This window comes from Paenibacillus cisolokensis (assembly GCF_050481165.1).
Lineage (GTDB): Bacteria > Bacillota > Bacilli > Paenibacillales > Paenibacillaceae > Paenibacillus_AH > Paenibacillus_AH cisolokensis.
In genome coordinates, this window is record NZ_JBCNFP010000059.1 from 19,531 (window position 1) to 44,344 (window position 24,814).

At 49.8% G+C, this 24,814-nt stretch carries 26 protein-coding genes and 1 pseudogene; 21 read left to right on the forward strand and 6 right to left on the reverse strand.

The window, feature by feature from the left end; all coding sequences use genetic code 11:
- Nucleotides 1–169 precede the first annotated feature (169 nt).
- The 15 genes from galU to ABEV74_RS10515 all read left to right on the forward strand — a co-directional run bounded on the left by galU (nucleotide 170) and on the right by ABEV74_RS10515 (nucleotide 15,141).
- Nucleotides 170–1,078, forward strand: coding sequence for a UTP--glucose-1-phosphate uridylyltransferase GalU (gene galU / locus ABEV74_RS10445; protein WP_430145836.1), 909 nt, complete (start codon nucleotides 170–172; stop codon nucleotides 1,076–1,078).
- On the forward strand, nucleotides 1,075–1,767 hold the full coding sequence (locus ABEV74_RS10450; protein ID WP_430145838.1) for a sugar transferase: 693 nt from the start codon (nucleotides 1,075–1,077) through the stop codon (nucleotides 1,765–1,767). The genes galU and ABEV74_RS10450 overlap by 4 nt, the downstream gene beginning before the upstream one ends.
- Before the next feature lie 29 nt (nucleotides 1,768–1,796).
- Complete coding sequence (locus ABEV74_RS10455) at nucleotides 1,797–2,735, forward strand: GDP-L-fucose synthase family protein (RefSeq protein WP_430145840.1); 939 nt, start codon at nucleotides 1,797–1,799, stop codon at nucleotides 2,733–2,735.
- Nucleotides 2,736–2,762: 27 nt separating this feature from the next.
- Nucleotides 2,763–3,767: a GDP-mannose 4,6-dehydratase gene (gene gmd, locus ABEV74_RS10460; protein ID WP_430145842.1), complete on the forward strand. Its 1,005-nt coding sequence runs from the start codon at nucleotides 2,763–2,765 to the stop codon at nucleotides 3,765–3,767.
- Nucleotides 3,768–3,783: 16 nt separating this feature from the next.
- The gene (locus ABEV74_RS10465; RefSeq protein WP_430145844.1) at nucleotides 3,784–5,178 is read left to right on the forward strand and encodes an oligosaccharide flippase family protein; all 1,395 of its coding nucleotides are present in this window, start codon (nucleotides 3,784–3,786) and stop codon (nucleotides 5,176–5,178) included.
- 42 nt (nucleotides 5,179–5,220) lie between these two features.
- Complete coding sequence (locus tag ABEV74_RS10470; protein WP_430145846.1) at nucleotides 5,221–6,450, forward strand: O-antigen ligase family protein; 1,230 nt, start codon at nucleotides 5,221–5,223, stop codon at nucleotides 6,448–6,450.
- Between the two features lie 89 nt (nucleotides 6,451–6,539).
- Nucleotides 6,540–7,721 carry a glycosyltransferase family 4 protein gene (locus ABEV74_RS10475; protein ID WP_430145848.1) on the forward strand — a complete coding sequence of 394 codons (1,182 nt, stop codon included), beginning with the start codon at nucleotides 6,540–6,542 and terminating at the stop codon, nucleotides 7,719–7,721.
- Nucleotides 7,690–8,247, forward strand: coding sequence for a serine O-acetyltransferase (locus ABEV74_RS10480; RefSeq protein ID WP_430145850.1), 558 nt, complete (start codon nucleotides 7,690–7,692; stop codon nucleotides 8,245–8,247). The genes ABEV74_RS10475 and ABEV74_RS10480 overlap by 32 nt, the downstream gene beginning before the upstream one ends.
- 38 nt (nucleotides 8,248–8,285) lie before the next feature.
- The gene (locus ABEV74_RS10485; RefSeq protein ID WP_430145880.1) at nucleotides 8,286–9,455 is read left to right on the forward strand and encodes a glycosyltransferase family 4 protein; all 1,170 of its coding nucleotides are present in this window, start codon (nucleotides 8,286–8,288) and stop codon (nucleotides 9,453–9,455) included.
- Nucleotides 9,448–10,239, forward strand: coding sequence for a WecB/TagA/CpsF family glycosyltransferase (locus tag ABEV74_RS10490; RefSeq protein ID WP_430145852.1), 792 nt, complete (start codon nucleotides 9,448–9,450; stop codon nucleotides 10,237–10,239). The genes ABEV74_RS10485 and ABEV74_RS10490 overlap by 8 nt, the downstream gene beginning before the upstream one ends.
- 29 nt (nucleotides 10,240–10,268) lie before the next feature.
- Complete coding sequence (locus ABEV74_RS10495) at nucleotides 10,269–11,639, forward strand: sugar phosphate nucleotidyltransferase (protein ID WP_430145854.1); 1,371 nt, start codon at nucleotides 10,269–10,271, stop codon at nucleotides 11,637–11,639.
- A gap of 28 nt (nucleotides 11,640–11,667) precedes the next feature.
- Nucleotides 11,668–13,035 (forward strand): UDP-glucose dehydrogenase family protein, encoded by a 1,368-nt coding sequence (locus ABEV74_RS10500; protein ID WP_430145856.1) that lies wholly within the window; start codon nucleotides 11,668–11,670, stop codon nucleotides 13,033–13,035.
- Between the two features lie 5 nt (nucleotides 13,036–13,040).
- Entirely contained in the window at nucleotides 13,041–14,006 is a 966-nt protein-coding gene (locus tag ABEV74_RS10505; RefSeq protein WP_430145858.1) for an LCP family glycopolymer transferase, read from the forward strand.
- Nucleotides 14,007–14,125: 119 nt separating this feature from the next.
- On the forward strand, nucleotides 14,126–14,575 hold the full coding sequence (locus tag ABEV74_RS10510; protein WP_430145860.1) for a hypothetical protein: 450 nt from the start codon (nucleotides 14,126–14,128) through the stop codon (nucleotides 14,573–14,575).
- A gap of 98 nt (nucleotides 14,576–14,673) precedes the next feature.
- Nucleotides 14,674–15,141 carry a sulfotransferase family protein gene (locus ABEV74_RS10515; RefSeq protein ID WP_430145862.1) on the forward strand — a complete coding sequence of 156 codons (468 nt, stop codon included), beginning with the start codon at nucleotides 14,674–14,676 and terminating at the stop codon, nucleotides 15,139–15,141.
- Nucleotides 15,142–15,185: 44 nt separating this feature from the next.
- Here the strand turns inward: ABEV74_RS10515 and cysC are convergent.
- Nucleotides 15,186–15,620, reverse strand: a pseudogene (gene cysC, locus ABEV74_RS10520) (adenylyl-sulfate kinase); the annotation flags it as partial.
- Nucleotides 15,621–15,964: 344 nt separating this feature from the next.
- Between cysC and ABEV74_RS10525 the strand changes: the two are divergent.
- The 3 genes from ABEV74_RS10525 (at nucleotide 15,965) to ABEV74_RS10535 (ending at nucleotide 18,127) form a co-directional block, all read left to right on the forward strand.
- On the forward strand, nucleotides 15,965–16,252 hold the full coding sequence (locus ABEV74_RS10525) for a hypothetical protein (RefSeq protein WP_430145864.1): 288 nt from the start codon (nucleotides 15,965–15,967) through the stop codon (nucleotides 16,250–16,252).
- A 164-nt stretch (nucleotides 16,253–16,416) separates the two neighbouring features.
- The gene (locus ABEV74_RS10530) at nucleotides 16,417–17,352 is read left to right on the forward strand and encodes an ABC transporter ATP-binding protein (protein WP_213528682.1); all 936 of its coding nucleotides are present in this window, start codon (nucleotides 16,417–16,419) and stop codon (nucleotides 17,350–17,352) included.
- Complete coding sequence (locus tag ABEV74_RS10535) at nucleotides 17,345–18,127, forward strand: ABC transporter permease (RefSeq protein ID WP_430145866.1); 783 nt, start codon at nucleotides 17,345–17,347, stop codon at nucleotides 18,125–18,127. The genes ABEV74_RS10530 and ABEV74_RS10535 overlap by 8 nt, the downstream gene beginning before the upstream one ends.
- Nucleotides 18,128–18,146: 19 nt before the next feature.
- Here ABEV74_RS10535 and ABEV74_RS10540 read toward each other — a convergent pair whose 3' ends face one another.
- From ABEV74_RS10540 to ABEV74_RS10550, 3 genes are all read right to left on the reverse strand, one after another.
- Nucleotides 18,147–18,602, reverse strand: a complete 456-nt coding sequence (locus tag ABEV74_RS10540; RefSeq protein ID WP_430145868.1) for a bactofilin family protein — start codon at nucleotides 18,600–18,602, stop codon at nucleotides 18,147–18,149.
- 152 nt (nucleotides 18,603–18,754) lie between these two features.
- Nucleotides 18,755–19,612: a non-homologous end-joining DNA ligase gene (gene ligD, locus ABEV74_RS10545; RefSeq protein ID WP_430145882.1), complete on the reverse strand. Its 858-nt coding sequence runs from the start codon at nucleotides 19,610–19,612 to the stop codon at nucleotides 18,755–18,757.
- 43 nt (nucleotides 19,613–19,655) lie between these two features.
- Nucleotides 19,656–20,645: an ATP-dependent DNA ligase gene (locus ABEV74_RS10550; protein WP_430145870.1), complete on the reverse strand. Its 990-nt coding sequence runs from the start codon at nucleotides 20,643–20,645 to the stop codon at nucleotides 19,656–19,658.
- A 163-nt stretch (nucleotides 20,646–20,808) separates the two neighbouring features.
- Here ABEV74_RS10550 and ABEV74_RS10555 point away from each other — a divergent pair, with 163 nt between their 5' ends.
- Nucleotides 20,809–22,095: a hemolysin family protein gene (locus ABEV74_RS10555; protein ID WP_430145872.1), complete on the forward strand. Its 1,287-nt coding sequence runs from the start codon at nucleotides 20,809–20,811 to the stop codon at nucleotides 22,093–22,095.
- A 32-nt stretch (nucleotides 22,096–22,127) separates the two neighbouring features.
- Here the strand turns inward: ABEV74_RS10555 and ku are convergent, their stop codons facing one another.
- Complete coding sequence (gene ku / locus ABEV74_RS10560; protein ID WP_430145874.1) at nucleotides 22,128–23,120, reverse strand: non-homologous end joining protein Ku; 993 nt, start codon at nucleotides 23,118–23,120, stop codon at nucleotides 22,128–22,130.
- A gap of 172 nt (nucleotides 23,121–23,292) precedes the next feature.
- Here ku and ABEV74_RS10565 point away from each other — a divergent pair, with 172 nt between their 5' ends.
- Both ABEV74_RS10565 and ABEV74_RS10570 read left to right on the forward strand, forming a co-directional pair.
- Nucleotides 23,293–23,499, forward strand: a complete 207-nt coding sequence (locus tag ABEV74_RS10565; RefSeq protein WP_430145876.1) for a hypothetical protein — start codon at nucleotides 23,293–23,295, stop codon at nucleotides 23,497–23,499.
- Nucleotides 23,499–23,690, forward strand: a complete 192-nt coding sequence (locus ABEV74_RS10570) for an H-type small acid-soluble spore protein (protein WP_062495433.1) — start codon at nucleotides 23,499–23,501, stop codon at nucleotides 23,688–23,690. The genes ABEV74_RS10565 and ABEV74_RS10570 overlap by 1 nt, the downstream gene beginning before the upstream one ends.
- Here ABEV74_RS10570 and ABEV74_RS10575 read toward each other — a convergent pair.
- Nucleotides 23,687–23,893: a hypothetical protein gene (locus tag ABEV74_RS10575; protein WP_430145878.1), complete on the reverse strand. Its 207-nt coding sequence runs from the start codon at nucleotides 23,891–23,893 to the stop codon at nucleotides 23,687–23,689. The two genes, ABEV74_RS10570 and ABEV74_RS10575, sit on opposite strands and share 4 nt — an antisense overlap.
- Nucleotides 23,894–24,814 lie beyond the last annotated feature (921 nt).

Consider the following 24,814-nt stretch of genomic DNA (forward strand, 5'->3'; position numbering starts at 1 on the left):
TATCACTGTAGGCACTCGGTCACGCTGTGGGTTTGCCGACCTTAGACGTTTATCGTCGAGGGTGTGACGTGAGGGAGGGTTGAATGCCCGATAAAAACGCCAGTTATGCCGTCTTCCGCAGAAGACTTCATAACTGGCGTTTTTAAGTATAAAGAATAGGGTGAGAGAAATGAAAAAAATCCGTAAGGCGATCATCCCGGCAGCCGGATTGGGAACCCGTTTCTTGCCTGCCACGAAGGCGATGCCCAAAGAAATGCTCCCGATCGTCGACAAGCCGACCATTCAGTACATCGTGGAGGAAGCGATCGAATCCGGCATCGAGGACATCATTATCGTAACGGGCAAAGGAAAACGGGCGATCGAGGACCACTTCGACGTGGCGTTCGAGCTCGAGCATACGCTTCACGAGAAAGGGAAATACGAGCTGCTCCGGGAGGTCCGCCGCTCCTCGCATGTAGACATCCACTATATCAGACAGAAAGAAGCGAAAGGACTTGGCCATGCCGTATGGTGCGCCCGCAACTTTATCGGCCAGGAGCCGTTCGCCGTCCTTCTCGGAGACGACATTGTGCAGTCGGAAATTCCTTGTACCCGGCAACTGATCGAGCAGTTCGGGAAGGTCGGGCGATCGGTCATCGGCGTGCAGCAGGTGCCGTCCGAGCAGACCTATCGCTATGGCATTGTCGACCCGCTGCTGATCGACGGCCGTCTTGTCGAAGTGAATCGGTTTGTGGAAAAACCGGCCGTCGGCGAAGCTCCTTCCAATCTCGCCATTATGGGACGCTACGTACTGGAGCCCGAAATTTTCGATTACTTGAGCGCGCTGAAGCCGGGAGCCGGCGATGAGGTGCAGCTGACCGACGCCATCCAGCAATTGAATGAAGACCGCGGTGTCTATGCTTACGAATTTGAAGGCACCCGCTACGATGTCGGCGAGAAGCTCGGATTTATCCTTACGACGCTTGACTTTGCGCTGCGCAACGAAGAGCTGCGCGACCAGCTGCTGTCGGCGCTTGATCAGCGGTTGAACAAGGAAAGAGTCGTATCCACGATTTCCGTAAGAGGTGGGCTGCGATGAGTCTGACTCATCCCAACGACAGGGAAGCCGTTTTGACGGCAGGCGAAATACATACGGGAAGCGCATCTGTTTCGGCCCGGTTGACCGTATACCGGTTCTGCAAAAGATCGATCGATATCGTCGGCGCTTGTAGCGGCATCATCCTTCTGTCTCCTTTATTTGTTGCCATTGCGCTATGGATCAAGCTCGAGGACCCGAAAGGCAGCATTCTGTTCCGTCAGGTCCGTGTCGGCAAGAACGGCAAACCTTTCCGCATGTACAAATTCCGCTCCATGGTCGCGGATGCGGAGGAACAGCTCCAGCAGCTGCTGGAACAGAATGAAATCAGCGGCGCGATGTTCAAGATGAGGAACGATCCCCGGATTACGCGCGTCGGCCGCTTCATTCGCCGAACGAGCATCGACGAGCTGCCCCAGCTGGTGAACGTGTTGAAAGGGGACATGAGCCTTGTCGGACCGAGACCGCCGCTGCCGCGCGAGGTGGCTGAGTACAGTTACCGCGACCGGCTGCGTCTGGCCGTTACGCCCGGATGTACCGGACTTTGGCAGGTCGGGGGAAGAAACCGTCTCAGCTTCGCGGAAATGGTGGAGCTCGATCTGAAATATATCGAATCGCGAAGCTTATGGCTCGATTTCAAAATTTTGCTGAAAACGGTCAAGGTGCTGTTCGGCTCCAATGACGCATTTTAAAAAAATCAGCCGTATATCGAGGTGCTCAAATGGAAAAGCATTCGTGCATATATGTGGCCGGCCATCGCGGGCTGGTCGGTTCGGCCATTACGCGGGCATTGCGGCGGAACGGCTATGAAAAGATCGTCACCCGCACCCGTTCCGAGCTTGACCTTCGGGACAGAACCGCGGTCGACCAATTTTTTGCGGAGCGGAAAATCGACTACGTGTTTCTCGCCGCGGCCAAAGTCGGCGGCATTGTGGCGAACAACGAATCCCCCGCCGACTTCATTCGGGACAACTTGCTCATCCAGACGAATGTGATCGACGCCGCGTATCGGGCGGGCGTAAAGAAGCTGCTTTTTCTCGGCTCGACCTGCATCTACCCGAAGTACGCGCCGCAGCCGCTTAAGGAGCAATATTTGCTTACGGGCGAATTGGAGCCGACGAACGAGCCTTACGCAGTCGCCAAAATCGCCGGCATCGTCATGTGCCAGTCGTACAACCGGCAGTACGGAACCCGGTTTATAGCGGCGATGCCGACCAATATGTACGGGCCGAACGACAACTTCGATCTGAAGACGTCGCATGTGCTGCCCGCACTGATCCGCAAATTTCACGAGGCCAAGACAAACGGGCATCCCTATGTAGAGGTATGGGGAACAGGCTTGCCGCGCCGCGAGTTTCTCCATGCGGACGATCTGGCTGACGCCTGCCTGTTTCTGATGAAGCATTATGAAGAGAACGAGATCGTCAATATCGGCGTCGGCCAGGACATCTCGATTCGGGAGCTGGCGGAATTGATCAGAAGCATTGTCGGTTATGACGGTCGTATTGTTTATAACCCGTCAGCGCCGGACGGCACGCCGCGCAAGCTCGTCGACGTGACGAAAATCCGGTCGATGGGATGGTCGGCCCGCATTTCGCTGCAGGACGGCATTCGGTCGGTGTACGAGGCGTTTCGGGAAAATTATACGATTCGAGCTTGAATAAACGGATCGAGTGGAGGAAATCGGATGAAAAACGCATTGATTACAGGCGTGACCGGCCAGGACGGATCGTATCTGGCCGAATTTTTGCTGGAGAAAGGCTATACGGTATACGGATTGAGGCGCCGTACGAGTACGCCGAATTATGAAAATGTGCAGCATATTAAAGACCGGATTCGCTGGATATCCGGCGATCTGACGGATCTGGCATCGCTGATCGAAGCGGTGCGATTCGCCGATCCGGATGAAGTATACAATTTGGCGGCGCAATCGTTCGTCGCCTCTTCGTGGCCGCAGCCGCTGGCGACCGGACAGATGACGGCGCTGTCGGTCACGAACATGCTCGAGGCGGTCCGGATCGCAAAGCCGGGCGCCCGATTCTACCAGGCTTCCAGCAGCGAAATGTTCGGCAAAGTCGTCGAGACGCCGCAGAAGGAGACGACCCCTTTCTACCCGCGCAGTCCGTACGGCGTAGCCAAAGTGTACGGCCACTGGATTACGGTCAACTACCGGGAAAGCTTCGGCATGTTCGCCTGCTCCGGCATTCTGTTCAACCACGAATCGCCCAGGCGGGGGCTCGAATTTGTAACGCGCAAAGTATCGGACGGCGTTGCCCGCATCAAGCTGGGGCTTGCGAACGAGCTGCGGATGGGCAACCTGGATGCGCTGCGCGACTGGGGCTTCGCCGGCGACTACGTCAAGGCGATGTGGCTGATGTTGCAGCAGGACGAGCCGGACGACTACGTTATCGCGACCGGCGAGATGCATTCGGTACGCGAGTTGCTGGAGATCGCCTTTTCCTATGTCGGGCTGGACTATCGGGATTATGTCGTGATCGATCCGGAGTTCGTCCGTCCGGCAGAGGTCGACCTGCTGCTCGGCGACTGCTCGAAGGCGAAAGAGAAGCTGGGCTGGTCGCTGGATGTCGGATTCAGGGAGCTGGTGCATATGATGGTGGATGCGGATTTGAAGCGGGTAAAGGCGGAACAACGTGAATATAGAACTTATATGACAATATCTTCACGTGTCTAAAAAGGGACATGAAATAATGAGTTTAAGAAATCAGATCATGCGAGGAGGAGCATTTCTCGCGGCACGCCAATTATTTGGTGTAGTCGCTAATTTTTTTGGACTCTTACTTCTTGCAAAATTAATCGGTCCAACCAATTACGGGACTTATGTTTCAGTCACTGGTCTTCTTACATACACACAATTAGTTGCCCAGTGGGGAATAAACACTTTTATAATTAGAAAAGTTGGAGATGTCCAGATCAATTATTATCATCAAGCTTTCACATTATTATTAATGAATGGATTATTTTTGTTTTTTTGTTCTGTTCTGTTAATGCCTTTGTTGCAGAAATGGATGAATATGATAGGTTTTTCCGAGATAGCATTCTGGATGATGTTAAGTTTGCCTATCTCATTGGTCTATCTAGTTCCTCAAGCAAAGCTTGAACGCAGCTTAAATTTTAAAAAACTTGCTGCTGCAGAGATTACAGGAATATGTACATTCTATCTAGTCAGTTTATCATTGGCTGCCTTAAATATGGGGATGTTTGCTCCTGTTTTTGGATGGTGGAGCCAACAAATTATTTTGTTATTGGTTTATTATTTGTCATCAAGTTATTTTCCCAAATTCGTATGGAGAAAAACAATAATTAAGGAAGTAATTAAATATGGCTTTAGTTTTTCTTGCTCAACCTGGGTTTGGAATTTGAGAGAATTGGTATCTCCTTTAATTATCGGACGTTTTCTTGGAGCCGAAGCTGTGGCAATAATATCTCTGAGCGTTCGGATAGTAAGAGGTTTATCCTTCATAAAGGAAGCTATGTGGAGAATATCGATAGCTGGATTAGCAAAAATACAAAATGATAGTAGGAGACTGATCGAGGCAATCTCGATGGGAATGAAGCTTCAAATTCTCGGTCAAGGCCCCTTGCTTGCTATTTTTTGTTTATTATCAACATGGATAATTCCGTACTTCTTCGGGAACGAATGGTCAGCGGTAATCGATATTTACCCCTTTGTAGCTTTCAGTTTCTTAACAAATGCACTTTTTAATCTTCATTCCTCAGCTTTTTATGTATTGCGTAAAAATCTTAGTATTTTATTCTACAATTCGGTTCATGTTGCTATTTTCATACTAACAGCCTATTTCCTCGTACCAGTAATGGGTATAAAAGGATATGGATGGGCGGAAATTGCGGCAATGGCAAGCTATTTTATCACTCATTATATGGTAAAGCGAGAAATTGGAAAGCTGGATTATCGGGTAGCCATCATATGGTGGGTATCCTTTTCATTAGTATTGTTTGTCTTTTACATTGGATGGATAGCTACGGTAGGGGTAGTAGCTATGCTGCTATGGAAACAAACGTGGAAGGAAATAGGTGGTTATATAAATCAAATGAAAAGTTCTACACATACTCAAGCGAGTTAAATACTTGGTGAATGGCAAAAGAAGTAAAAGGATGGATTCGTAATGATTACAGAGATGAGGATAGAAAGGAAAAATGTGAGCCTCACATTTATGTTTTTAGTTTTATTTCTATGGATCAGTAGTCTATTGGATTTTCCAAGAAATTTTTATATTGCAGGTGCGTCACTATCTTCACTACTTTCCATTGCAATTGTAGGAGCAGTCTGGTTGCTAATCACAAAAAAGCCAAAGTTTCCACATGGCACAAATGTAATGTGGTGGTTTGGGTTCATGTTAATTTGGGGTTGGATAACATTTCTTTGGTATCCTCCTGATAAACAAAGCATACAGAATATCAGTGTTTTAATTGCTTTTATTGGGGTAACGTTAATCACAGCGAGAGAGACGACGGAAAATGAAGAAACTGCTCAAAAACTAATGGATACGTTCCTTAAATGTTCGGTTTTTACGTTGACATTATATACAGGGGTCACAGTAGTTTTTGATGACGCAAGTAGGGATATTATTTTCCCTAGGGGATTTGCAATATTTGCACTGCTCATTGTATCCGTTGCCCTCGGGAATAACCGCTACAAACATAGAAAAAGGTATTTTCTTCTCGCCATTTTAACCATAGTCATAATTGCTCTCAGTTTATCCAGAACGGCCATACTCATCAGTCTTCTCCTCATTCCGTTATCCCAAATTAAATTTAATGTTAGGGGGATTGTTCGCATTTTTTTATGGTTGTTAATAACTTCGAGTGTTTTTTATTATGCAGTAAACCACATCGGCGTTATTAAAAATCGTTTCTTTATAGGTGATATGTCGCTAAATGTTGGCGGAATATCCATAAACGCAATGGGGAGAATGATCATTTGGGAATATACACTTGAATCATTTGAAAAATCCCCCATTTTAGGTTCGGGAGTCGGGTCAATTGAATCGGTGTTAGATGCATATTTTGAAAACATCAATCAACCACATAACGACTATTTGAGAATTATTCATGATTACGGAATTATTGGTATATTCATGTTTTCTATAGGAGTTTTAGGATTAATAATCGTAATTTCAAATGCATGGTTAAAGGCTGAAAAGAACAATCAAGATGATGCAAACTATCATTTATCCGCTTTACTATCCCTGGTTTCTGTTTTAAGTTTGATGGTTACGGATAACCCGTTTGTGTATATGTTTGTCATGGTTCCGCTGGGGATTCTTTTAGGCATATCACTTGGGAAAATAAATCGAAGGGAATATAAGCGTTTAGATAATTTTGTAAGAATGTAGTTGGGATTATTGTTATAACCTGACTGAGATTAGGCAATATTTGTGTTCTATAAAACTTAGCTGGAAATGGAAATTGGGGTGATTCGCAAATGAGAGTGCTTGACCTGACATTGTTTTATCCTCCTCAAGCAGGGGGAGCTGTCACAACAACACTTGAGTTTATAAGGGCGCTTCTCAAAAAGGGATATGAAGTTGAAGTCCTGGCCCCTTCAAAAGATGAATATATTGATAGTCTCAAATTGTGTAATGACGAAATAAACGAATTGAATGATGATAGAATCGTCCATCGAATCCGGTTACCTCGTAAATTCAAAAAGTGGACAGTGTGTTATAGCTATTGGTTATATGCATTAAAAAAACTGAGAACAAAAAAGTTTGACTTGATCCTGGCCCATTTTCATTTTAATACTGGAATGGGATGGACCGCTTTCTTGTTATCGAAATTAATTAAATGTCCATATTATATAAGAATTCATGATATATATAAACCAATAACCTTCAAACATAAAGTGTTATTTTTTGTAAATAAAACCCCTTTAAAAAAATGCGAGAAAATACTAGTAATTAATGAAGTTTCAAAGCAGTTACTGGTTTCCAGTCACTTAGCTCCTGCTCATAAAATAGAAGTTGTTCCGAATGGAGTTAGTGATATTGAACCTAGAAACACGATAAAAAGACAAAAGAGAAAAGTTGGATTTATAGGTGCGATTAGTGGTAATAGAGGATTTGAACTTTTAATTCCAGTTTTGCAAGAAGTGAAAAAAACAATTAGTGACATAGAATTTCATCTAGTTGGTGACGGTCCTAAGTTAAAAGACATATGCATGGAACTACAAAAGCATGAAGAGCTTAAGGGGAATTTATATATTCACGGAGCTCTTGCAAGAGAAAAAGCTCTAAGCATAGTTGCAGACATGGACCTATGTTTGGGCTTGTTGGGGAGAAGTTATAACAATGAGTATCAACTTTTAATTAAATTAATTGAATCTATTCATTTGGGGATACCATGGATTAGCGTAAATACTAAAGGGGTGCATGAGTTCAATCAGATTACGCAATCTGGAATAGTTGTAAATGAAGATGCAAGAGAACTTGCTGACGCGATTGTCACTTTATTAACTGATAATGCGGGCTATGAAGAAAAAGTGAAAAATTGCAGATTAAACAGGCATCATTACGATTGGGAGAATATCGCTGTTAAACTGGATTTAATTTTACGCGAACAGCGGAGGGGCTCTCATGAAAATATCAGAGTGCATACATCTTATTAATGATGACTTCAAGAGGTATGCAGAATATATCAACAGAGGAAAGAAAAAAACTTCGGTATTTAAAATAGCAGTTTCTTCAATTCTTGGAATCGGACCATCGCAAACAGTTTTATTTTACCGGCTATCCAGATGGTTTTTACTTAGTCGAGTTCCTTTTGTTCACTTTATCTTTTGCAGGTTAAACTTAATCTTAAATGGCGCAGATATATCTGCATATGCGGATATTGGACCAGGGTTTTTCGTGGCTCATTCCCAAGGCATTGTTATAGGACAAAACGTAAAATGCGGCCAAAACCTAACGATATTCCAAAATGTTACTATAGGCGCTAAATCCCCTTTCGATGGAAAAGAAGAGATGCCTAATTTAGGGAATAATGTGACGCTGTATGCAGGATGTAAAGTGCTAGGACCAATCTCTATCGGAGACAATGTGAAGATAGGAGCGAACGTAGTGATCACTAGTAATGTGACAAACAATAATACCATAGTTGTAGATCGGACAGTCAATCTGATTATTCCAATTTAGCACCGGGTTTCATTGAGAAGGAGGGAAAGAAAATAAAAATCGTTTTCGTCCACAATTATTATCAACAACCGGGCGGGGAGGACCGTGTTGTAGAACAAGAAATTCAGTTGCTTAAAGAACAGGGTCACGAAGTAATTTTATACAAAAAAAGTAATCATCAAATTAAAAGTAAAACCTTAATCAACAAATTATCACTTTTCGTAAATACCGTATGGTCTATTTCAAGCTATATAGAATTTCATCGTTTTTTAAAGGAACATAATCCGGATATCGTACATTTTCACAATTTTTTTCCGATTATCTCTCCATCCGCTTACTATGCTTGTAAAAAACGAAATATACCAGTAGTACAAACTATTCATAATTATAGATTAATTTGTCCGGCAGCAACTTTCCTTCGAGAAGGAAAGGTTTGCGAAAAATGCTTGCATGGTTCAATTTTAAATTCCGTCAAATACGGATGCTATAGAGGCTCTAGACTTCAGACACTTCCTATAGCCACTATGATCACGGTACATAAGTTATTTTCGACATGGACGGATAAAGTGTCCCATTACATTGCTCTCACTGAATTTTCTAAGAAAAAAATTGCCGCTTCATCTATTCCGCCAGAAAAAATAACGGTTAAGCCCAATTTTTTAAATAACCAAGAAGAAGAAATTTGTGAAAAAGAAAACTATATTTTGTATGTTGGCAGGCTCTCTTATGAAAAAGGCATAGAGATATTATTAAACGCTTGGCAACAAATCAAGAACGATCAAAATACGCAGCTCTTAATTATAGGAGATGGGCCCCAATTTGATAAACTAAGGCGAGAAAACGGGAATGCTGTGTTTTTGGGAAAGCAATCATCTACTAATGTAATTAAATATATGCAAAAAGCAAAATATTTAATAGTTCCTTCTATTTGGTATGAGGGGTTTCCTATGACGATTATTGAGGCCTATTCAGTAGGAACACCTGTCATATGCAGCAAAATCGGCTCTTTACAAGAAGTTGTCAGAGACAGTTATACAGGATTTCATTTTCAATCATCTGATGTAGAAAGTTTAAGACACGTGTTAGAAAAAGCATTAAGTTACAAGCAGCACCGAAGCCTTTGTGTTAATTCACATGACTTATTTAAATCGAAATATTCTAAACAATTAAATTACGACATATTAATAAGAATTTATCAAAATTCAATTAGGGTGAGGAACCGTGCATGACGACGTTCAACATTCCGGATTTATACTCGGGTCAAAAATTTCGGCGATTGGATTTACACGGACTATTGATACGATCCAGGAATGGATACAACAGAAAAAATCAAAGTATGTGTGTATTTGTAACACTCATTCGTTAGTAACCGCAAAAAAAGATAAAGAATTTAGGGAAGCTCTTGATCGATCTGATATTTGTACTCCCGATGGCATGCCGCTCGTCTGGGCTTTAAGAAAACTAGGATATAAAGACCAGGATCGGGTAGACGGGCCGAACTTAATGTTGGAATTATGTAAGTTGTCAAAAGTTAAAGGGTATAAAATTTACCTATACGGGAGTACCAACGAAACACTAGATAAATTGGAAAAAAAACTATTGGATTTATACCCCGGTGTGAATATTGTCGGCAAGCACTCTCCGCCTTTTAGAAAACTTAATGCTAGCGAAGAGGAAGCAGTGGTGAAATTAATTAATTCGTCTGAACCCGATATTGTGTTTGTGGGGTTAGGTTGTCCAAAACAAGAAGTATGGATGCTGCAGAATAAAGATAGAATCAATGGGATAATGATTGGCGTAGGCGCAGCATTTGATTTCATCTCGGGGAATATAAAAAGAGCTCCCAAAAGGATGCAGAATTTAGGACTTGAGTGGTTGTATCGTTTAATGTTTAATCCTCGTAAACTTTGGAAAAGGTATGTATATAACAATCCGCTCTATATTTACATGTATATTAAAAGCTATAGGAATGATCGTAATAAGACATTGCAGCTTTTTACAAGAAAAGCTTGAGAAAGATAATAGGACAGGTGATTGGTGGTATGAAACTCATCCTGCTTTCCGGTGGATCGGGTAAACGTTTGTGGCCATTGTCTAACGATTCCCGATCTAAACAATTTCTGAAAGTTTTGAGAGACGAAGAGACCAATGTTTCGGAATCTATGGTGCAACGTGTATGGAGACAAATTCAGTCTGTTGGATTGCAGACATCGACGATTATTGCAACATGTAAAGCTCAAGTGGAAATTTTAAAAAATCAACTTGGAAGCGATGTGTCGCTGATTGTGGAACCGGAACGGCGAGATACCTTCCCAGCTATTGCATTAGCAGCCACTTATTTATATTCCATGAAGGGTGTCAACTTAGATGAAACGATAATTGTTCTACCTGTCGATCCTTATGTAGAGGATCGTTTTTTTTATTTTCTAGATTATTTGAATCAGTCATTGCATCATTCAGAGGCTGATCTGGCTTTGTTGGGCGTACAACCAACATATCCATCAGCAAAGTATGGTTATATTTTGGCGGAACAAGATGATAAACCATTATATTATCGCAGAGTTATCCGATTTCAAGAGAAGCCATCGGAAGAACTGGCCGCTCATTTTATTGAAAAGCAAGCGCTTTGGAATTGCGGTGTATTTGCATTTAAGTTAGATTATTTGATCAACCTTTTATTGAAAAAAGGCTATCCTATTCAATACGAACAGATGCTGACACAGTACAGAATACTTCCTAAAATCAGCTTTGATTATGAAGTGGTTGAAAAAATGAGGAATATCGTCGTCGTTCCCTACGACGGATATTGGAAAGACCTCGGAACGTGGAACACGCTGACCGAAGAGATGCCGAACCGGCTCATCGGCAAAGGCCGGATTGCGGACGACTGCCACAATACGCATCTCATCAACGAGACCGATATACCGGTCGCCATCCTCGGCTTATCGAACGTCGTCGTCGCCGCAAGTCCGGACGGCATACTCGTGACCGACAAGAGCGCAAGCCCCCGCATCAAGGATTTCATCGACGACAATCAGACGCCGATGTTTGAGGAGCGCGAATGGGGCTGGGTCAGAGTGTTGGATCATCAACGGTACGATGACGGGAGGATCGTCTTGACGAAACGGATCGGCCTGCAGGAAGGGAAGAATCTGGGGTACCGGATGTATCCGAACCGCGAGGAAGTATGGACGATCGTCAGGGGTGAGGGCGAATTTGTCCAGAACGGCAACTATATGCGGGTCAAGGCGGGCAACGTCCTTCATATTCCGACCAAGACGCTGCATTCGGTCAAGGCGTTGTCCGATCTGGAAATCATCGTCGTGCAGAGCGGCATCGCGGCCGAGCCGGACCATGCGGTCGAGCTGTACGATACGTGGGCGGATGTCGAAAAGCATTGCTTGAAAATATAACGCTTGGCAAGGACGGGGGAATGCGGCGATGAAATTGGCGGTTGTCGGTACGGGGTATGTCGGTCTTGTATCCGGAGTATGCTTTGCTCATTTGGGCCATCATGTCGTTTGCGTCGACAAGCAGGAGGAGCGGATTGCCCGTCTGAACAGCGGGGAGGTCCCGATCTATGAACCGGGTCTCAAAGAGATGATGGATGCCTCCGCCGCCGCAGGCCGGCTTCGATTTACGACCGGTCTGCAAGAAGCTGTGCATCATGCGGACATCGTCATATTGGCGGTCGGCACCCCTTCGCTGCCGTCCGGCGAAGCCGACTTGTCGTTCATCGAGGCGGCTGCGAGGGAAATCGGGCAGGCGATGAACGGGTATAAAATTATCGTGACGAAAAGTACGGTGCCGGTCGGTACGAACGAGAAAGTAGCGGCCATTGTGGCCGCACATTCCGGTCATCCGTTCGCGGTCGCATCCGTGCCGGAATTTCTCCGGGAAGGGACGGCGGTTAAGGACACGCTGAATCCCGACCGGATCGTCATCGGAACGTCGGAGGAGGCGGTGGCGCAGCGGCTTGCCGAGCTGCATCGTCCGCTTACCGAGCATATTGTCGTGACCGATATTCGCAGCGCGGAAATGATCAAGTACGCTTCCAACGCCTTTCTGGCGACCAAAATTTCCTTTATTAACGAGATCGCCAACATTTGCGAGAAGGTAGGAGCCGATGTGATGAGGGTGGCCGAAGGGATGGGCTACGACAAGCGCATCGGCTCCTCGTTTTTGCGGCCGGGAATCGGCTACGGCGGGTCATGCTTTCCGAAGGATACGCAAGCGCTGATCCAAATCGCCGGACACGTCGATTACGAGTTCAAGCTGCTGAAATCGGTCGTGGAGGTGAACCGCGACCAGCGGTACAATGTGCTGCGCAAGCTGACCGAATATTTGGGCGAATTGCGCGGCGCCACAATTGCCGTGTGGGGGCTGGCGTTCAAGCCGGAAACCGACGATGTCCGGGAGTCGCCGGCATTCGAAATTATCGGGCGTCTTCTGGAAGCGGGAGCCGTCGTCCGGGCGTACGATCCGGTTGCGGCCGATAATTTCCGCAAAGGGCTGGAGCATCCGAATGCCGTCTATTGCAGCAGCGCGGCGGAAGCGGCGGCCGGGGCCGACGCCTTGTGCCTGCTGACGGAGTGGCGTGAATTCGCCGATTTTCCGCTCGACAAGCTGCAGGCGCTGTTGAGACAACCTTTGCTTATTGACGGGCGAAACGCGTTCGACGAAAGCGAGATCGCGAAGACGGGTCTGGTTTATTACGCCGTAGGCCGTCCGCGTCTGAACCGGGGCATCCGCGAGCAATCGCCGGCGCTCGCGGATGCCCCGGCCCAATCTGTTGATAAGGAGCCGTGACGATCATGAGGCGTCCGCTTGCCAAGCGCATCATGCTTATTTCGGGTATCGCGCTGCTGCTCATCCTAACGGCGGCGGCCGGATACGGCTGGTATCTGTATCGTTCCGTCGAGCAGACGGTCGTGCGGATGTACGAACCGATCGAATCGGACGAACCCGATGCAGGGATCGGCAATCCGGAAGGCCGGAAGCGTCCGGAGCGTCTTCCCCTTGCGCAGCGGGATAAGGAGCAGCAGCCTTTTACGGTATTGATAATGGGGATAGATGAGCGTCCGGGCGACCCCGGGCGCTCCGATACGTTAATCGTGATCAGCGTCAATCCGGACAAGGAAGAGGCGCTTCTATTCAACATTCCGCGCGATACGAGAACCGAAATCGTCGGGAGGGGCGTGGCGGACAAAATCAATCATGCTCACGCCTTTGGCGGTGTGAAGATGACCGTGGAAACGGTGGAACGATTCCTGGACTATCCGATCGACTACTATATGAAAGTCAATATGGAAGGGTTCGTCGCGCTTATCGATTTGCTCGGCGGAGTGGAAGTGAACAATACGTTCGCTTTCGACAACTCCGGTTATCATTTCGATAAAGGGGTCATTCAGCTGCAGGGAGAAGAAGCGCTCTCCTTCTCGCGGATGCGGTATGAAGACCCGCGCGGCGATCTCGGGCGCAACGAGAGGCAGCGGGCCGTAATCCGGGCGATTATGGACAAGACGCTCACCTTCTCGAATGTGACGCAAGTGAACAAGGTGCTCGATCAGGTGGCCGGCTACGTCAAGACGAACATGACGTTCGACGAGATGAAAACCTTTTTGTTTCACTACCGTCCCCGCATCAAAACGATAAGCTCGACCGAGATCAAGGGAAGCGGGACCCGAATCGGCGGGATTTATTACTACCAGGTCGACGGCGCGGAGCGGGACCGGATTCACAAGCTTCTGGCCGAGCATCAGACAGGCGGCGACGGCTAGACGGATGGCCGGTCGTTCGGCGAGCATAAACGCCGGCGCCCTTACATAATAGTGAACAAGCTTGTTTCACTATAGGAGGGCGAAGTATGTATCGGCGTCGCAGAAGATCTTCATACCGAATGCTTGTCTGGGTCCTCTTGGCGATCGGGGCGTTCTGGATATGGAACGTATGGTCCTCGCGTTCCGGCGGTGCGGAACATTCGGAACCGTACGAGGCGGTGCGGAACTTTTGGGCACATGAAAGTTTGGGCGATTTCGGCAGCTCCTGGGAGCTTTTTCATTCGCAGATGAAGGAGCGGTTTTCCAAGGACAGCTATATTCAGCGGCGGGCTCATGTATTCATGCAGGATTTCGGCGCAAATACGTTCGAATACGAGATCGGCCAGGAAGAGCTTCTGCCGACGTGGCGAATGAGCGAAGAACAGCCCCAACTGGAAAATGTGTACCGGATCCCGGTAACGCTTCGTTACGACAACAGCTACTTCGGACAATTCGAGATCAGACAGGTATGTTATGTGGCGAAAGAAGCCGAACAATGGACGATACTTTGGGCCTACCAGCCATTTTAAAAGCAAAAATATTTTTATTTTGATTGATACAAAATGAATCCTCTATGGTATAATTGATACAAAATGTAACTATATCCTGGGACTTATGGAGGCTGGTCATGGTCGGTCCGAATGGGCAAAATCTCGTATTTTTACTCAGCCTGCCCCGGAGCGGGAGTTCGCTTGCAACCGCCATCCTGCAGAACCATTCCCGCATTTTCGCCACCCAGGAAATGTGGTTTCTGCTTAGCTTGTACGATTTGCGCACGGCCCCGAAGCGCCCTTACGGAGGGGCATCCATCTTGCGTCAATTTTACAACGGCATCGTGCAGGACCGCACGTTCGAGGACGCTTGCCGGCATTTCGCGCTCGATATGTACAACGGATTGCTGCGGGGAAGCGAGGCGGACGTTGTCGTCGACAAGTCGCCGCGGTACTACTGTATTTTGGAATTTCTCGATCTGCTTTTCCCCCGGTCCAAGAGGATCTGGCTTGTGCGCAACCCGCTTGCCGTACTGGCCTCGTACAAGCAAGGTTTCTTGCCCCGCAAGCAGAGAACGTCCTTTCAACGCCGTTTCTTCATCTAATAAGTCTCCTCATTTACACTGTTTCCTCATCATAATTCATTTTCTCATATAGCAAGATAGTGCTTGTCCGTTAAATACCGAATGACGAGCGCAATCGATTCTTCGACCGTCAAACGTTCCGTATCGACGATAAGATCCGGTTCTTTCGGAATATCGCAGGCGGCGGATATGCCCGTAAATTTCCCGATTTCCCCTTCTCTTGCCTTCCGGTAAAGCCCCTTCGGATCTCTTCGCTCGCATGCCGAAAGCGAACACTTGACATAGATTTCAATGAAATCGCCTGAAGCGAACAAGCGCCTCACCGCCTTCCGATCCTCCTCGCTCGGAGAGATGAAAGCCGCAAGCACGATCAACCCCGCGTCGACGAACAGTTTGGATACTTCGCCGACTCGCCGTATATTTTCTGCCCGGTCCTCATCGGAAAATCCGAGATCGCGGTTTAAACCATGCCGGATATTGTCGCCGTCCAATACGTAAGCCGCTTTTGGTGAGAGAGCCCCCGGATTAAAATTCCTTTTTATGGAAAACCTTCATCCTTTCTCCTCCTTGCGCTTGTTATCTCCACTGTAAGATACAAAATGTAACAAGTCAAGAAAAGGATAGGAGCCATCCGCAGTTGTTTTGGGCCATTATGCCTATCGGTTTTTCGGGCGCTATGAACGGCATGCCGACAAAAATATAGGTCTCTCGATATATCGATACTTGACAACGATGAATCGATAGCATAAATTATAAGCGTGAAGATACATAATGTAACATATATTTTGGAGATTTGATACATATAGTATATTGAAAAATTGAAATGAAAGGGGTATTTTCGCAGATGACAGAATATTTTTATTGCGTAGGCTGTAATAAGCTGGTACAGATAGAAGAGGCGAAATGGTTGTTTCGCACCGGATTTTTCCGTATCGTTCATCCGCTCGGCTGCTGCGAATCGTGTTCATCCGACCATGCCGCGCAGCCCGGCCCTGACCGCGAGATCCGGCGAGGCATGCAGACGTATTCGTCCAAGCCGGAACATGCGGCGGCCGTTTTGCCGAAGATGGACGAACAGGAGAGCGTTTATACCGTCAACCTGCATGCGGAAGCCGTCGTCTCCCCGCTGTGACAACGAACGGCAGAAATTCGAAAAACCCGGTCAAGGCGTATCGATGAGCGCCTGGCCGGGTTTTTAAAATTTTAGGCAAGAAACTATCGGAGCCTCCCGTTCGTCAGGTATAATGATGTTTAATTGTCGGTAGAACTGTAAGGCAGAAGGGGAGGGCTGTCGTGTTGGCAACCAATGATGGGATTGTCGTGCAGCTGAAAAATGTAACGAAACGCATCGGGAGCCGAACGATTATCGACCGTTTGACGCTGGATTTGCCGCGGGGAGAAGTGTTCGGATTTCTCGGTCCGAACGGCTCGGGCAAAACGACGACTATCCGGATGATGGTCGGGCTGATGCGCATGTCGGAAGGCGAAATTTTGATCGAAGGACACAGCGTGCGCACATCTTTCGAGAAGGCTATGCGGCATGTCGGCGCCATTGTGGAAAATCCCGAAATGTACAAATATTTATCCGGTTATCGAAATTTGCTGCACTTTGCCCGCATGATCCCGGGCATTACGAAAGAACGGATCGACGAAGTCGTCGAGCTCGTCGGGCTCGGGGCCCGGATTCATGACAAAGTGAAAACTTACTCGCTCGGCATGAGGCAGCGCCTGGGCGTCGCCCAGGCGATTATGCACAAGCCTTCGCTGCTTATTCTCGACGAGCCGACGAACGGTCTCGATCCGGCGGGGATTCGCGAGCTGCGCGATTATTTGCGAAAGCTGGCGAAGGAAGAAGGCATTACCGTCTTCGTCTCCAGCCATCTGTTGTCGGAAATGGAGCTGATGTGCGATCGGGTTGCCATTATCCAGAACGGCAAGCTGATCGATGTGCGCCCCGTTCAGCGGGAGGACGAAATCGGAAGCCGAGAGGTGCTGTCGAAAGTGCTGTTCGACGTCGACCGCCCCGCCGATGCCGCGGCGCTGTTAACGGAAGCCGGCCGCTCGCCGGTTCAGGAGGGAGCGTTCGTCGCTTTCGAAGCCGATCGGGAAACGGTTGCGGAGATGAATGCCAAATTGGTAGCTGCGGGCATTAAAGTTTACGGCATAAGGGCGCAGAGCAAGTCGCTGGAAGACCAATTCCTCGAAATGACGGGAGGGGAGAAGCTTGCTTGATTTTTTGCAGCTTGTATCCAATGAAAATATGAAAATTTACCGGAGAGCGCGGACATGGATCATGATGGGCATTCTCCTGCTCCTGACCGTATCCATTACGGGAATGGCTACCTTTTTGACCGCGGACGAGCCGCCGACGATGTGGTTTATGATGAAGATGGAAACGCAAATTTTGCTTACGCTCGCAACCATTTTTGCCGTCGTCATTTCGGGCGAGAGCGTGGCCGGCGAATTTACTGCCGGAACGATCAAGCTGCTGCTGATCCGTCCGTGGACGCGATCCAAAATTTTGCTTTCCAAATATATTTCGGTGCTGCTGTTCGCGTTGTTCGCAACGGTCCTGCTGTTCGCCGCCACATTCGCCGTCAATCTGGCGGCATTTGGCTATGACGACTCGACATTGCTCGGCCAGGACGGGCTGCCTCCGCTAACGTATATGATCCGGTATTACGTGCTGGAATTCGTAAGTCTGGTTGTCGTGGTGACGCTGTCGTTCATGATCTCCACCGTATTCCGCAGCAGCAGCCTGGCGATCGGCCTTTCCATGTTTCTGCTGTTTATCGGCAGCAGCGTGGCGGGGGTGCTGGCGATGCTGGAATACGATTGGGCCGATTATATTTTGTTTGTCCATCTCAACCTGACGCAATATTTGGACGGAGGCGGCATGATTCAGGATATGACGCTCGGCTTCTCGCTCGGCATCCTGGCCGCGTATTATGTTGCGTTCATCGCGCTGTCATGGTGGATTTTCAATCGCCGGGACGTGTCCGCCTGACCGGCGGAGGCTTCGGACCTTATCCGGCCTGAACTTTGCGCTGCGCCTTGTCGGTTTTCTCCGCCGGCGCTTCCTTGGACGCCGCCGCTGCCGCATCGCCGCCTGTCAGCGTACGGGCGCGGGCGGTCTCCGGCCGGCGTTCCATCTGGCAGCTGCCGTTAAAGACACCGCCTTCCTGAATAAGGAGCGACTGCGCATTCACGCTGCCGTACACCTGGCCGGAAGCGGTAATCGTCAGCCTTCCGGACGCCGTGACGTCGCCGAATACCTGGCCGGAGATGACAATATCCCGGCCTTTCAGATTCGATCTGGCGATGCCGCATTCGCCGAGCACGATATCTCCCTTGCATTCGATATCTCCGCGGTATTCGCCTTCGATCCTCACATCCGACTCGCTTATGATGCTTCCTTCCGCCAGCGTGCCATGGCCGATCGTCGTATCGTTCCCGGCCAGCTTTTTGTCGCTTTTGAACATTCGGGTTCCCTCCCTTTGCGAATTGGGTATACCGAAAAGCGTAAGGCAAACCTCGCCTGTACTCCTATCGATTACTATTCGCTTTTCTTCCAAAACATGCAAAAAGATATAGCTGCGCCATGTCCGCAATAATCGGCCAGGCCATCCGGAACTTATCGTTTTGTGCCCTGTTTCAGAAAGGAGAGCACCGGGCGCAAATCCTGTCCGGCGGCGCCGGACAACGGGTCGCCTTTCTCGCGCAGCCGGCGCTCGACGTTCAGTAGATGGAAATCGGCCGGCGATACGCCCCTTCGCACCTCCTCCCACGTGAGCGGCATCGAGACCGTTGCGCCGACCCGGGCGCGCGGCGTATAAGGCGCGGCGATCGTCTTGCCGGGATAATGCTGCAAATAATCGACATAGATCAAGGTGCCGCGATTTTTTTTCAGCCGTTCGATGGTGAAGAGCGACGGATGCTTGGTCGCCAGATATTGTCCGACGAATTGGCCGAACTGGCGCAGCTCGTCGAAGGAGAGCCGCGACGCCAGCGGCACGATAATCTGTATCCCTGTGGCGCCCGACGTCTTCGGCACGGAAGCGATGCCGAGCGAAGCCAGCAATTCGCCGGTCAAAGCCGCCGCTTCCATAATGCGGGGCTCTTCCTCGCGCGAAGGGTCGAGGTCCAGCACCCATTCCGTCGGGTATACCGGTTCTCCGATCCGGTCGAATGACGCATGGAATTCGAGGCAGGCCAGATTGCCGAGCCACAGCAGCGTAGGCAGCGAATCCAGCTCGACGTACGATATGTCGCCTTCCTGCGCGGTGCGAACGAACGGAGGCTTCGGCTGCGGCGCGTTTTTCTGGTAAAACGATTTGCCGTGGATCCCGTTCGGAAAGCGGATTGTCGTCAAATAGCGTCCGCGCGTGTAGCGGAGCAGGTAGGGAGAAAGCGAAACGAGCTTCTCCAAATAGGCCAGTTTGGTCAGTCCCGCTTCCGGCCATAGCAGCTTGTCGGGATTGGACACGGTCATTTCATGGCCTTCGACGGTGATCGAGCCTGTCTTGCGCACCGGTTTACGGTTCCTCCTTTCGGATCAGATCGGGCGCCTGGGACTGAAACGTGCACGCTTCCGGCGGCAGATCGGTCAAGCTTTGCAGCACCGGCTGGCGCAGCGCCATATCCGGCGTCCAGCTCATATAATTTGTTTTGACGGTCAGCAGCGGCCGCAGCCAGACGGCGTCGCGGCTTCGAACGGGCATGTTGGCGAACGGCCGGTCCGCCGTCCGGAGTCTGGCAGCTTCCCGGGTCATATGCCGCCAATCGTTCTGCGTGAAGGCGCCGGCTCCGGCATGGCCGATGTACCAGAGACGCCCTTCCGCATCGTACAGGCCAAGCAACAGCGCGTTGACCAGGTTGTCCCGGTATGTGACGCCGCCGACGACGGCGACAAGATCGCGGAATCGCTTCTTCTTGCGCCACCTCTTGTCTTTGCCCCCGATTTCGTATGCGCTGTTCAAGTCCTTGAACACGACGCCTTCCAATTCGAGTTTGTCGACCGCCTCGTACAGTCCGCGCAGCGACGTCTCGCTGCGGACCGCCTGCACGTGCGGCCCCGGCTTGACGAGCCGCTCCAGCAGCGCCTGGCGCTCGCGCAGCGGGCGCGCCGTTACCCACTCCCCATCGGCATACAGCACATCGAACACCATATAGACGACCGGCACCTCCCGGCGGGCGGCCGCCGCGCTGACTGCCTTCCGCACGCCGTCCCGCCGCATCACCTGGTGGAACGAAGGCTTGCCGCCCTCGAGCGCGATCATTTCGCCGTCCAGAACGAACGTATCGGACCGGCAGTAATCGGATGTCTGCGCCAGCTCCGGGTATTGCATCGTCCGTTCGTTCAGCCGCCGGTTGAACAGGCGGACCTGTCCCCGGTCGGCGTAGACCAGCACCCGGACGCCGTCCCATTTTACTTGCGCGATCCATTCCCCGCCGTTCGGATAACTGTCCGTCGCAACCGGCTCGAACGGGACAACCGGCTTCCATAGATGGGGTTCGTTGCTCATGGGCCGCCCTCCCCTCATTCGTTTCGTTGTTTACCAGTGTCGGTCATTCCCGGCCAAAACATTCGATCCGGCAGCTTTCGGTTGCGGAAAGATGAGGATAATGAACGAAAAAAGGGTATTCTAAACCGGGAATAGTTAAAATGACGAACGGAGGGAGGCCGTCATGAGCTTGCTGATTGTTGTCGTGCTCCTTTTCTTTTCCGCCTTTTTCGTCGCGACGGAGTTTGCCATTATCCGGGTTCGTCCCAGCCGGGTCGACCAGCTTGTACTGGAAGGACGCAAAAACGCGCTGGCGGTACGGAAGGTGACCAGCAATTTGGACGGATATTTATCGGCGTGCCAGCTTGGCATCACGATCACATCGCTCGGACTCGGCTGGCTCGGCGAACCGGCGGTGGAGAAGATGCTGTATCCGCTTATGGATCGGTTCGGCATACAGGCCGATTTGGGGCATGTGGCTTCTTTCCTGATTGCCTTTTTCATCATTACGTATCTTCACGTCGTACTGGGAGAACTGGCGCCGAAAACGCTGGCCATTCAAAAGGCGGAGAAGGTCAGCTTCTTCGTCGCCCGTCCGATCATCTGGTTCTATCGGATCGCCTATCCGTTAATCTGGCTGCTGAACGGCTCGGCCAACATGTTTGTGCGATGGTTCGGCCTTAGTCCGGCAAGCGAGCAGGAGGAAGCCCACAGCGAAGAGGAAATTCGCATTATTTTGAACGAAAGCTTTCAGAGCGGCAAAATCAACAATACCGAATACGGCTATGTAAGCCGCATTTTCAACTTCGACGACTTGCTCGCCCGCGAAATTATGGTGCCGAGAACCGATATGGTGTGCCTGTACGCGGACAAGCCGCTGGAGGAGAACATACGAATTATTAAAAAAGAGCAATACACGAGATTTCCGGTCGCTCTGGAAAACAAGGACAACATCGTCGGCACGATCAATACGAAGCAGCTGTTTCTCAATTACGACAAAGAAGGCTTCGATTTGAAATCCATCATGCGGCCGGCCATGTCCGTGCCCGAAGTGATGCCGGTCAAGACGCTGCTCAAGCGGATGCAGCAGGAACGGGTTCATATCGCCATACTGTTGGACGAATATGGCGGAACGGCGGGAATGATTACGATCGAAGACATTTTGGAAGAGATCGTAGGCGATATCCGCGACGAATTCGACGCCGACGAGAAGAAGGAAATCGAGAAAATCGGCGAGAACCGGTATCTGGTCGACGGCAAAGCGCTGCTATGGCAGGTGAACGATGTGCTGGACAGCTCGCTGGAGCATGACGATGTCGATACGATCGGCGGCTGGCTGTACAACATGAATCCGGACATGGCCGTCGGAGACAAGCTGGAATATGGCGGACTGACGTTTATTATTCGCGAAATGGGACTTCACCGGATCAAAAAAGTCGAAATTATTGTGAACGAGTCGAAAGAGGAATGAATGCCGGAAGGCGTGCAGCAAGAAGGAGACGGTCAGGATACCGTCTCCTTCGCTTTTTTGGTCCGCGCAGCCCCCGTTTTGCCCCGGCCGGCCTCGTTGTCGTCCGTTTCGTCGTTGCCGGCTTTGGCTGCCGGCTTGCCTTTGGCTGCGCTTTTGGCAGTGCTTTTGGCCGCATCTGCTTTTGCGCCTGTTCCCACTCCGGCGGTTTTGCCGCTTTTGGCCGCCGCGCCGGTGTCGAGCGCGCCGCCTTCCGGGGAGACGCGAATCGATTCGAGACTGGCCTGCAGCGCGGCCATCAGATCGATCACATTCGCGGGTTCCTGCTGAGGTGCGATGCGGACCTCCTCTCCGGCGATTTTCCGGCTGATCAGGTCGAACAGCCGCTCGCGGTAATCGTCGGTATATTTTTCGGGCTCGAACGGAGTGGAAAGCTGTTCGATCAGCAGTTTCGCCATCGTCAGCTCCTTGTCGTTGACCTTGACCTCTTCAGGCAAGCCCGGCACCTGGCTGACGGGACGAATTTCGTCAGGGTAGAAAATCGTTTCCATTGCCAGGCAATTGTCGATGACGCGTATGGCCGCCATGCTGCTTTTGGAGCGGATCGATACTTTCGCAATGCCGATCCGGCCGGTTTCGGACATCGCCCGCATCAGCAAATTATAGGCGTTGCCGCCTGCCTGATCGGGGGACAAGTAATACGTCTTTTGGAAATAAATCGGGTCGATCTCATCCAGATCGACGAAATCGAGAATTTGAATCGTTTTGGACCGTTCGCCGGCGATCTGCTCCAGTTCTTCCTTTTCGAACAGCACATAATGTCCTTTTTCGTACTCGTACCCTTTGACGATATCGTCCCATGCCACCTCGGTTTCGCAATTCGGACAATGCCTCACGTAAGCGATCGGCCCTCCGCAAACTTTGTGGATCATGCGGAGCGAAATATCTTTGTCCTCCGTAGCCGAAAACATTTTGACCGGAACATGCACAAGACCGAAGCTGATGGCGCCTTTCCATACCGTATGCATCCTTCGTCTCCCTCCTTAGAATCGGGGTGTTTCGGGTGTTTCGGGTGTTTCGCCGCTCGCTGCGACCGTTTCTGCTGTTGCCGCTTCGACAGAAGCTTTCTTACAAGCGTTCCCACAATGCATGGAATCCAATCGAAGCGGGCATATTTTCGTTGTAAGGAGGGAATTGTTTATGAGCAAGGACAGCAAAAGTCCCGAGTCTCCGTTGGCGGATAAAACTGCGGAGGGCCGCGACGATTATTTTATGGATATCGACCGGATGGTCAATGAAGGATTGGGCGGAGGCGTGGTAACGATTCACAATGGTTTGATCGACGAGACGACGACCGATACGATGGTCGAGCCGGATTCGCAAACGGACGAGGAGGATAAAGGCTGATGAATGCGCAGCGGGCCAAACAAATTTTCGAATCGGAAGAGACGATAGCCGTCCATTTGGAAGGCGAGCCGGTATGGATCGAGCATGTGGATGTGGCGAACGGAATGGCGACGGTTCAGATTGGCAACAATCCTTTGAATACCCATACCGTATCGGTCGATCGGCTGGAAGAAGGAAAGCCTGAGGCTTAAGCTAAAAGCGGCAGCGCGGTCGATTCGGATCGCGGCACAACCCCGAACAAAAGAACAGCGCCGTCGTCGGTACCTTTGCGGCACCACGATCGGCGCTGTTCGGCTTTTCGGTTGCGTACGATCTGGGTTTGCGGCTTCCGGGTCCACACGTTGCGGTGGGACAGCTGCGAAGGTGCTTTGGATTTCGTTCGTTTTTTGCCCATAACGGCACTCCTTTCGGCTTTCGAAAATAATCTTTCGTTTCCCTCCGGACTTTTTCTTTTCAGCATATCGAAACGGTTGGCGATGCGATTGAAGCGATCGGTGAACGACTGATGTAGCGAACGGTGAGACGATTGGTGAAACGACTGATGTAGCGAACGGTGAGACGATTGGTGAAACGACTGATGAAGCGACTGATGAAGCGATCGGTGAGACGATTGGTGAAGCGATGCCTCTCCGCCGGCGGCGAAAACGTTTGCGCCAGAGCGGGGCTTACGGAACAGCATACCGCATAAAGCGGACGTCGCGCAAGCGACAAGGGCGGAACAGCGGTGAAGGAGTAGCGGTGGCTAGGGTACAGCAGTAAAGTATAGTAGCGCCGAAGGGGATAGCAGTGAAAAGCAGCAGCAGTGAAGGCGTGGCAGCGACAAGGAACGAGTAGTGGTGAAGGGCGGGACTGCGACGATAGATTAGCCAGATTAGCAGCGGCTAAGGTACAGTAGTAAAAGCAGATCGATCGGAAGAAAGCGAGAGAGCCAATGCCAACAAGTTACTCGAAAAGCACGACTTTCCCGGCATGGTTGCCGTCAATAGCGTCGACCGCTTTTGCAGCACCCTTCTTTGTTACTGTCGGGAAGCGGCAGCGGCAGGAATAGTGGCGGCGACAGAGCGGAGCAGGCGATGAAGCGGGCAGCGTAAGGGGGCAGTGTCGAAGGGGAGCAGAAAAGGGGGAGCAGCTTTTTAACGAATCTGACAATCGCTATTTGGCGAAAAATCGAAGTTTCGGAATTGTAACGAATCTGAGCAACGCTATTTGCTAAAAAGTGATCGAATTCAGGCGATAAATCGTAAATAAGGTGGCTCAGATTCGTTAAATCTTAAAAAGCAGCTTTTTGGCAAACATAAGGCTTGTGAGATTCGTT

Bases quoted from the DNA above. Each gene is read 5' to 3' on its own strand.
- ABEV74_RS10565 (WP_430145876.1), top strand. From the start codon at position 23,293: ATGAGCAAGGACAGCAAAAGTCCCGAGTCTCCGTTGGCGGATAAAACT.
- ABEV74_RS10555 (WP_430145872.1), top strand. From the start codon at position 20,809: ATGAGCTTGCTGATTGTTGTCGTGCTCCTTTTCTTTTCCGCCTTTTTC.
- ABEV74_RS10525 (WP_430145864.1), top strand. From the start codon at position 15,965: ATGACAGAATATTTTTATTGCGTAGGCTGTAATAAGCTGGTACAGATA.
- ABEV74_RS10510 (WP_430145860.1), top strand. From the start codon at position 14,126: ATGCTTGTCTGGGTCCTCTTGGCGATCGGGGCGTTCTGGATATGGAAC.
- ABEV74_RS10575 (WP_430145878.1), bottom strand. From the start codon at position 23,893: ATGGGCAAAAAACGAACGAAATCCAAAGCACCTTCGCAGCTGTCCCAC.
- ku (WP_430145874.1), bottom strand. From the start codon at position 23,120: ATGCATACGGTATGGAAAGGCGCCATCAGCTTCGGTCTTGTGCATGTT.
- ABEV74_RS10495 (WP_430145854.1), top strand. From the start codon at position 10,269: ATGAAACTCATCCTGCTTTCCGGTGGATCGGGTAAACGTTTGTGGCCA.
- ABEV74_RS10470 (WP_430145846.1), top strand. From the start codon at position 5,221: ATGATTACAGAGATGAGGATAGAAAGGAAAAATGTGAGCCTCACATTT.
- gmd (WP_430145842.1), top strand. From the start codon at position 2,763: ATGAAAAACGCATTGATTACAGGCGTGACCGGCCAGGACGGATCGTAT.
- ABEV74_RS10475 (WP_430145848.1), top strand. From the start codon at position 6,540: ATGAGAGTGCTTGACCTGACATTGTTTTATCCTCCTCAAGCAGGGGGA.
- ABEV74_RS10505 (WP_430145858.1), top strand. From the start codon at position 13,041: ATGAGGCGTCCGCTTGCCAAGCGCATCATGCTTATTTCGGGTATCGCG.
- ABEV74_RS10550 (WP_430145870.1), bottom strand. From the start codon at position 20,645: ATGAGCAACGAACCCCATCTATGGAAGCCGGTTGTCCCGTTCGAGCCG.
- ABEV74_RS10480 (WP_430145850.1), top strand. From the start codon at position 7,690: ATGAAAATATCAGAGTGCATACATCTTATTAATGATGACTTCAAGAGG.
- ABEV74_RS10570 (WP_062495433.1), top strand. From the start codon at position 23,499: ATGAATGCGCAGCGGGCCAAACAAATTTTCGAATCGGAAGAGACGATA.
- ABEV74_RS10515 (WP_430145862.1), top strand. From the start codon at position 14,674: ATGGTCGGTCCGAATGGGCAAAATCTCGTATTTTTACTCAGCCTGCCC.
- ABEV74_RS10500 (WP_430145856.1), top strand. From the start codon at position 11,668: ATGAAATTGGCGGTTGTCGGTACGGGGTATGTCGGTCTTGTATCCGGA.
- ABEV74_RS10450 (WP_430145838.1), top strand. From the start codon at position 1,075: ATGAGTCTGACTCATCCCAACGACAGGGAAGCCGTTTTGACGGCAGGC.
- galU (WP_430145836.1), top strand. From the start codon at position 170: ATGAAAAAAATCCGTAAGGCGATCATCCCGGCAGCCGGATTGGGAACC.
- ABEV74_RS10455 (WP_430145840.1), top strand. From the start codon at position 1,797: ATGGAAAAGCATTCGTGCATATATGTGGCCGGCCATCGCGGGCTGGTC.
- ABEV74_RS10540 (WP_430145868.1), bottom strand. From the start codon at position 18,602: ATGTTCAAAAGCGACAAAAAGCTGGCCGGGAACGATACGACGATCGGC.
- ABEV74_RS10465 (WP_430145844.1), top strand. From the start codon at position 3,784: ATGAGTTTAAGAAATCAGATCATGCGAGGAGGAGCATTTCTCGCGGCA.
- ligD (WP_430145882.1), bottom strand. From the start codon at position 19,612: ATGACCGTGTCCAATCCCGACAAGCTGCTATGGCCGGAAGCGGGACTG.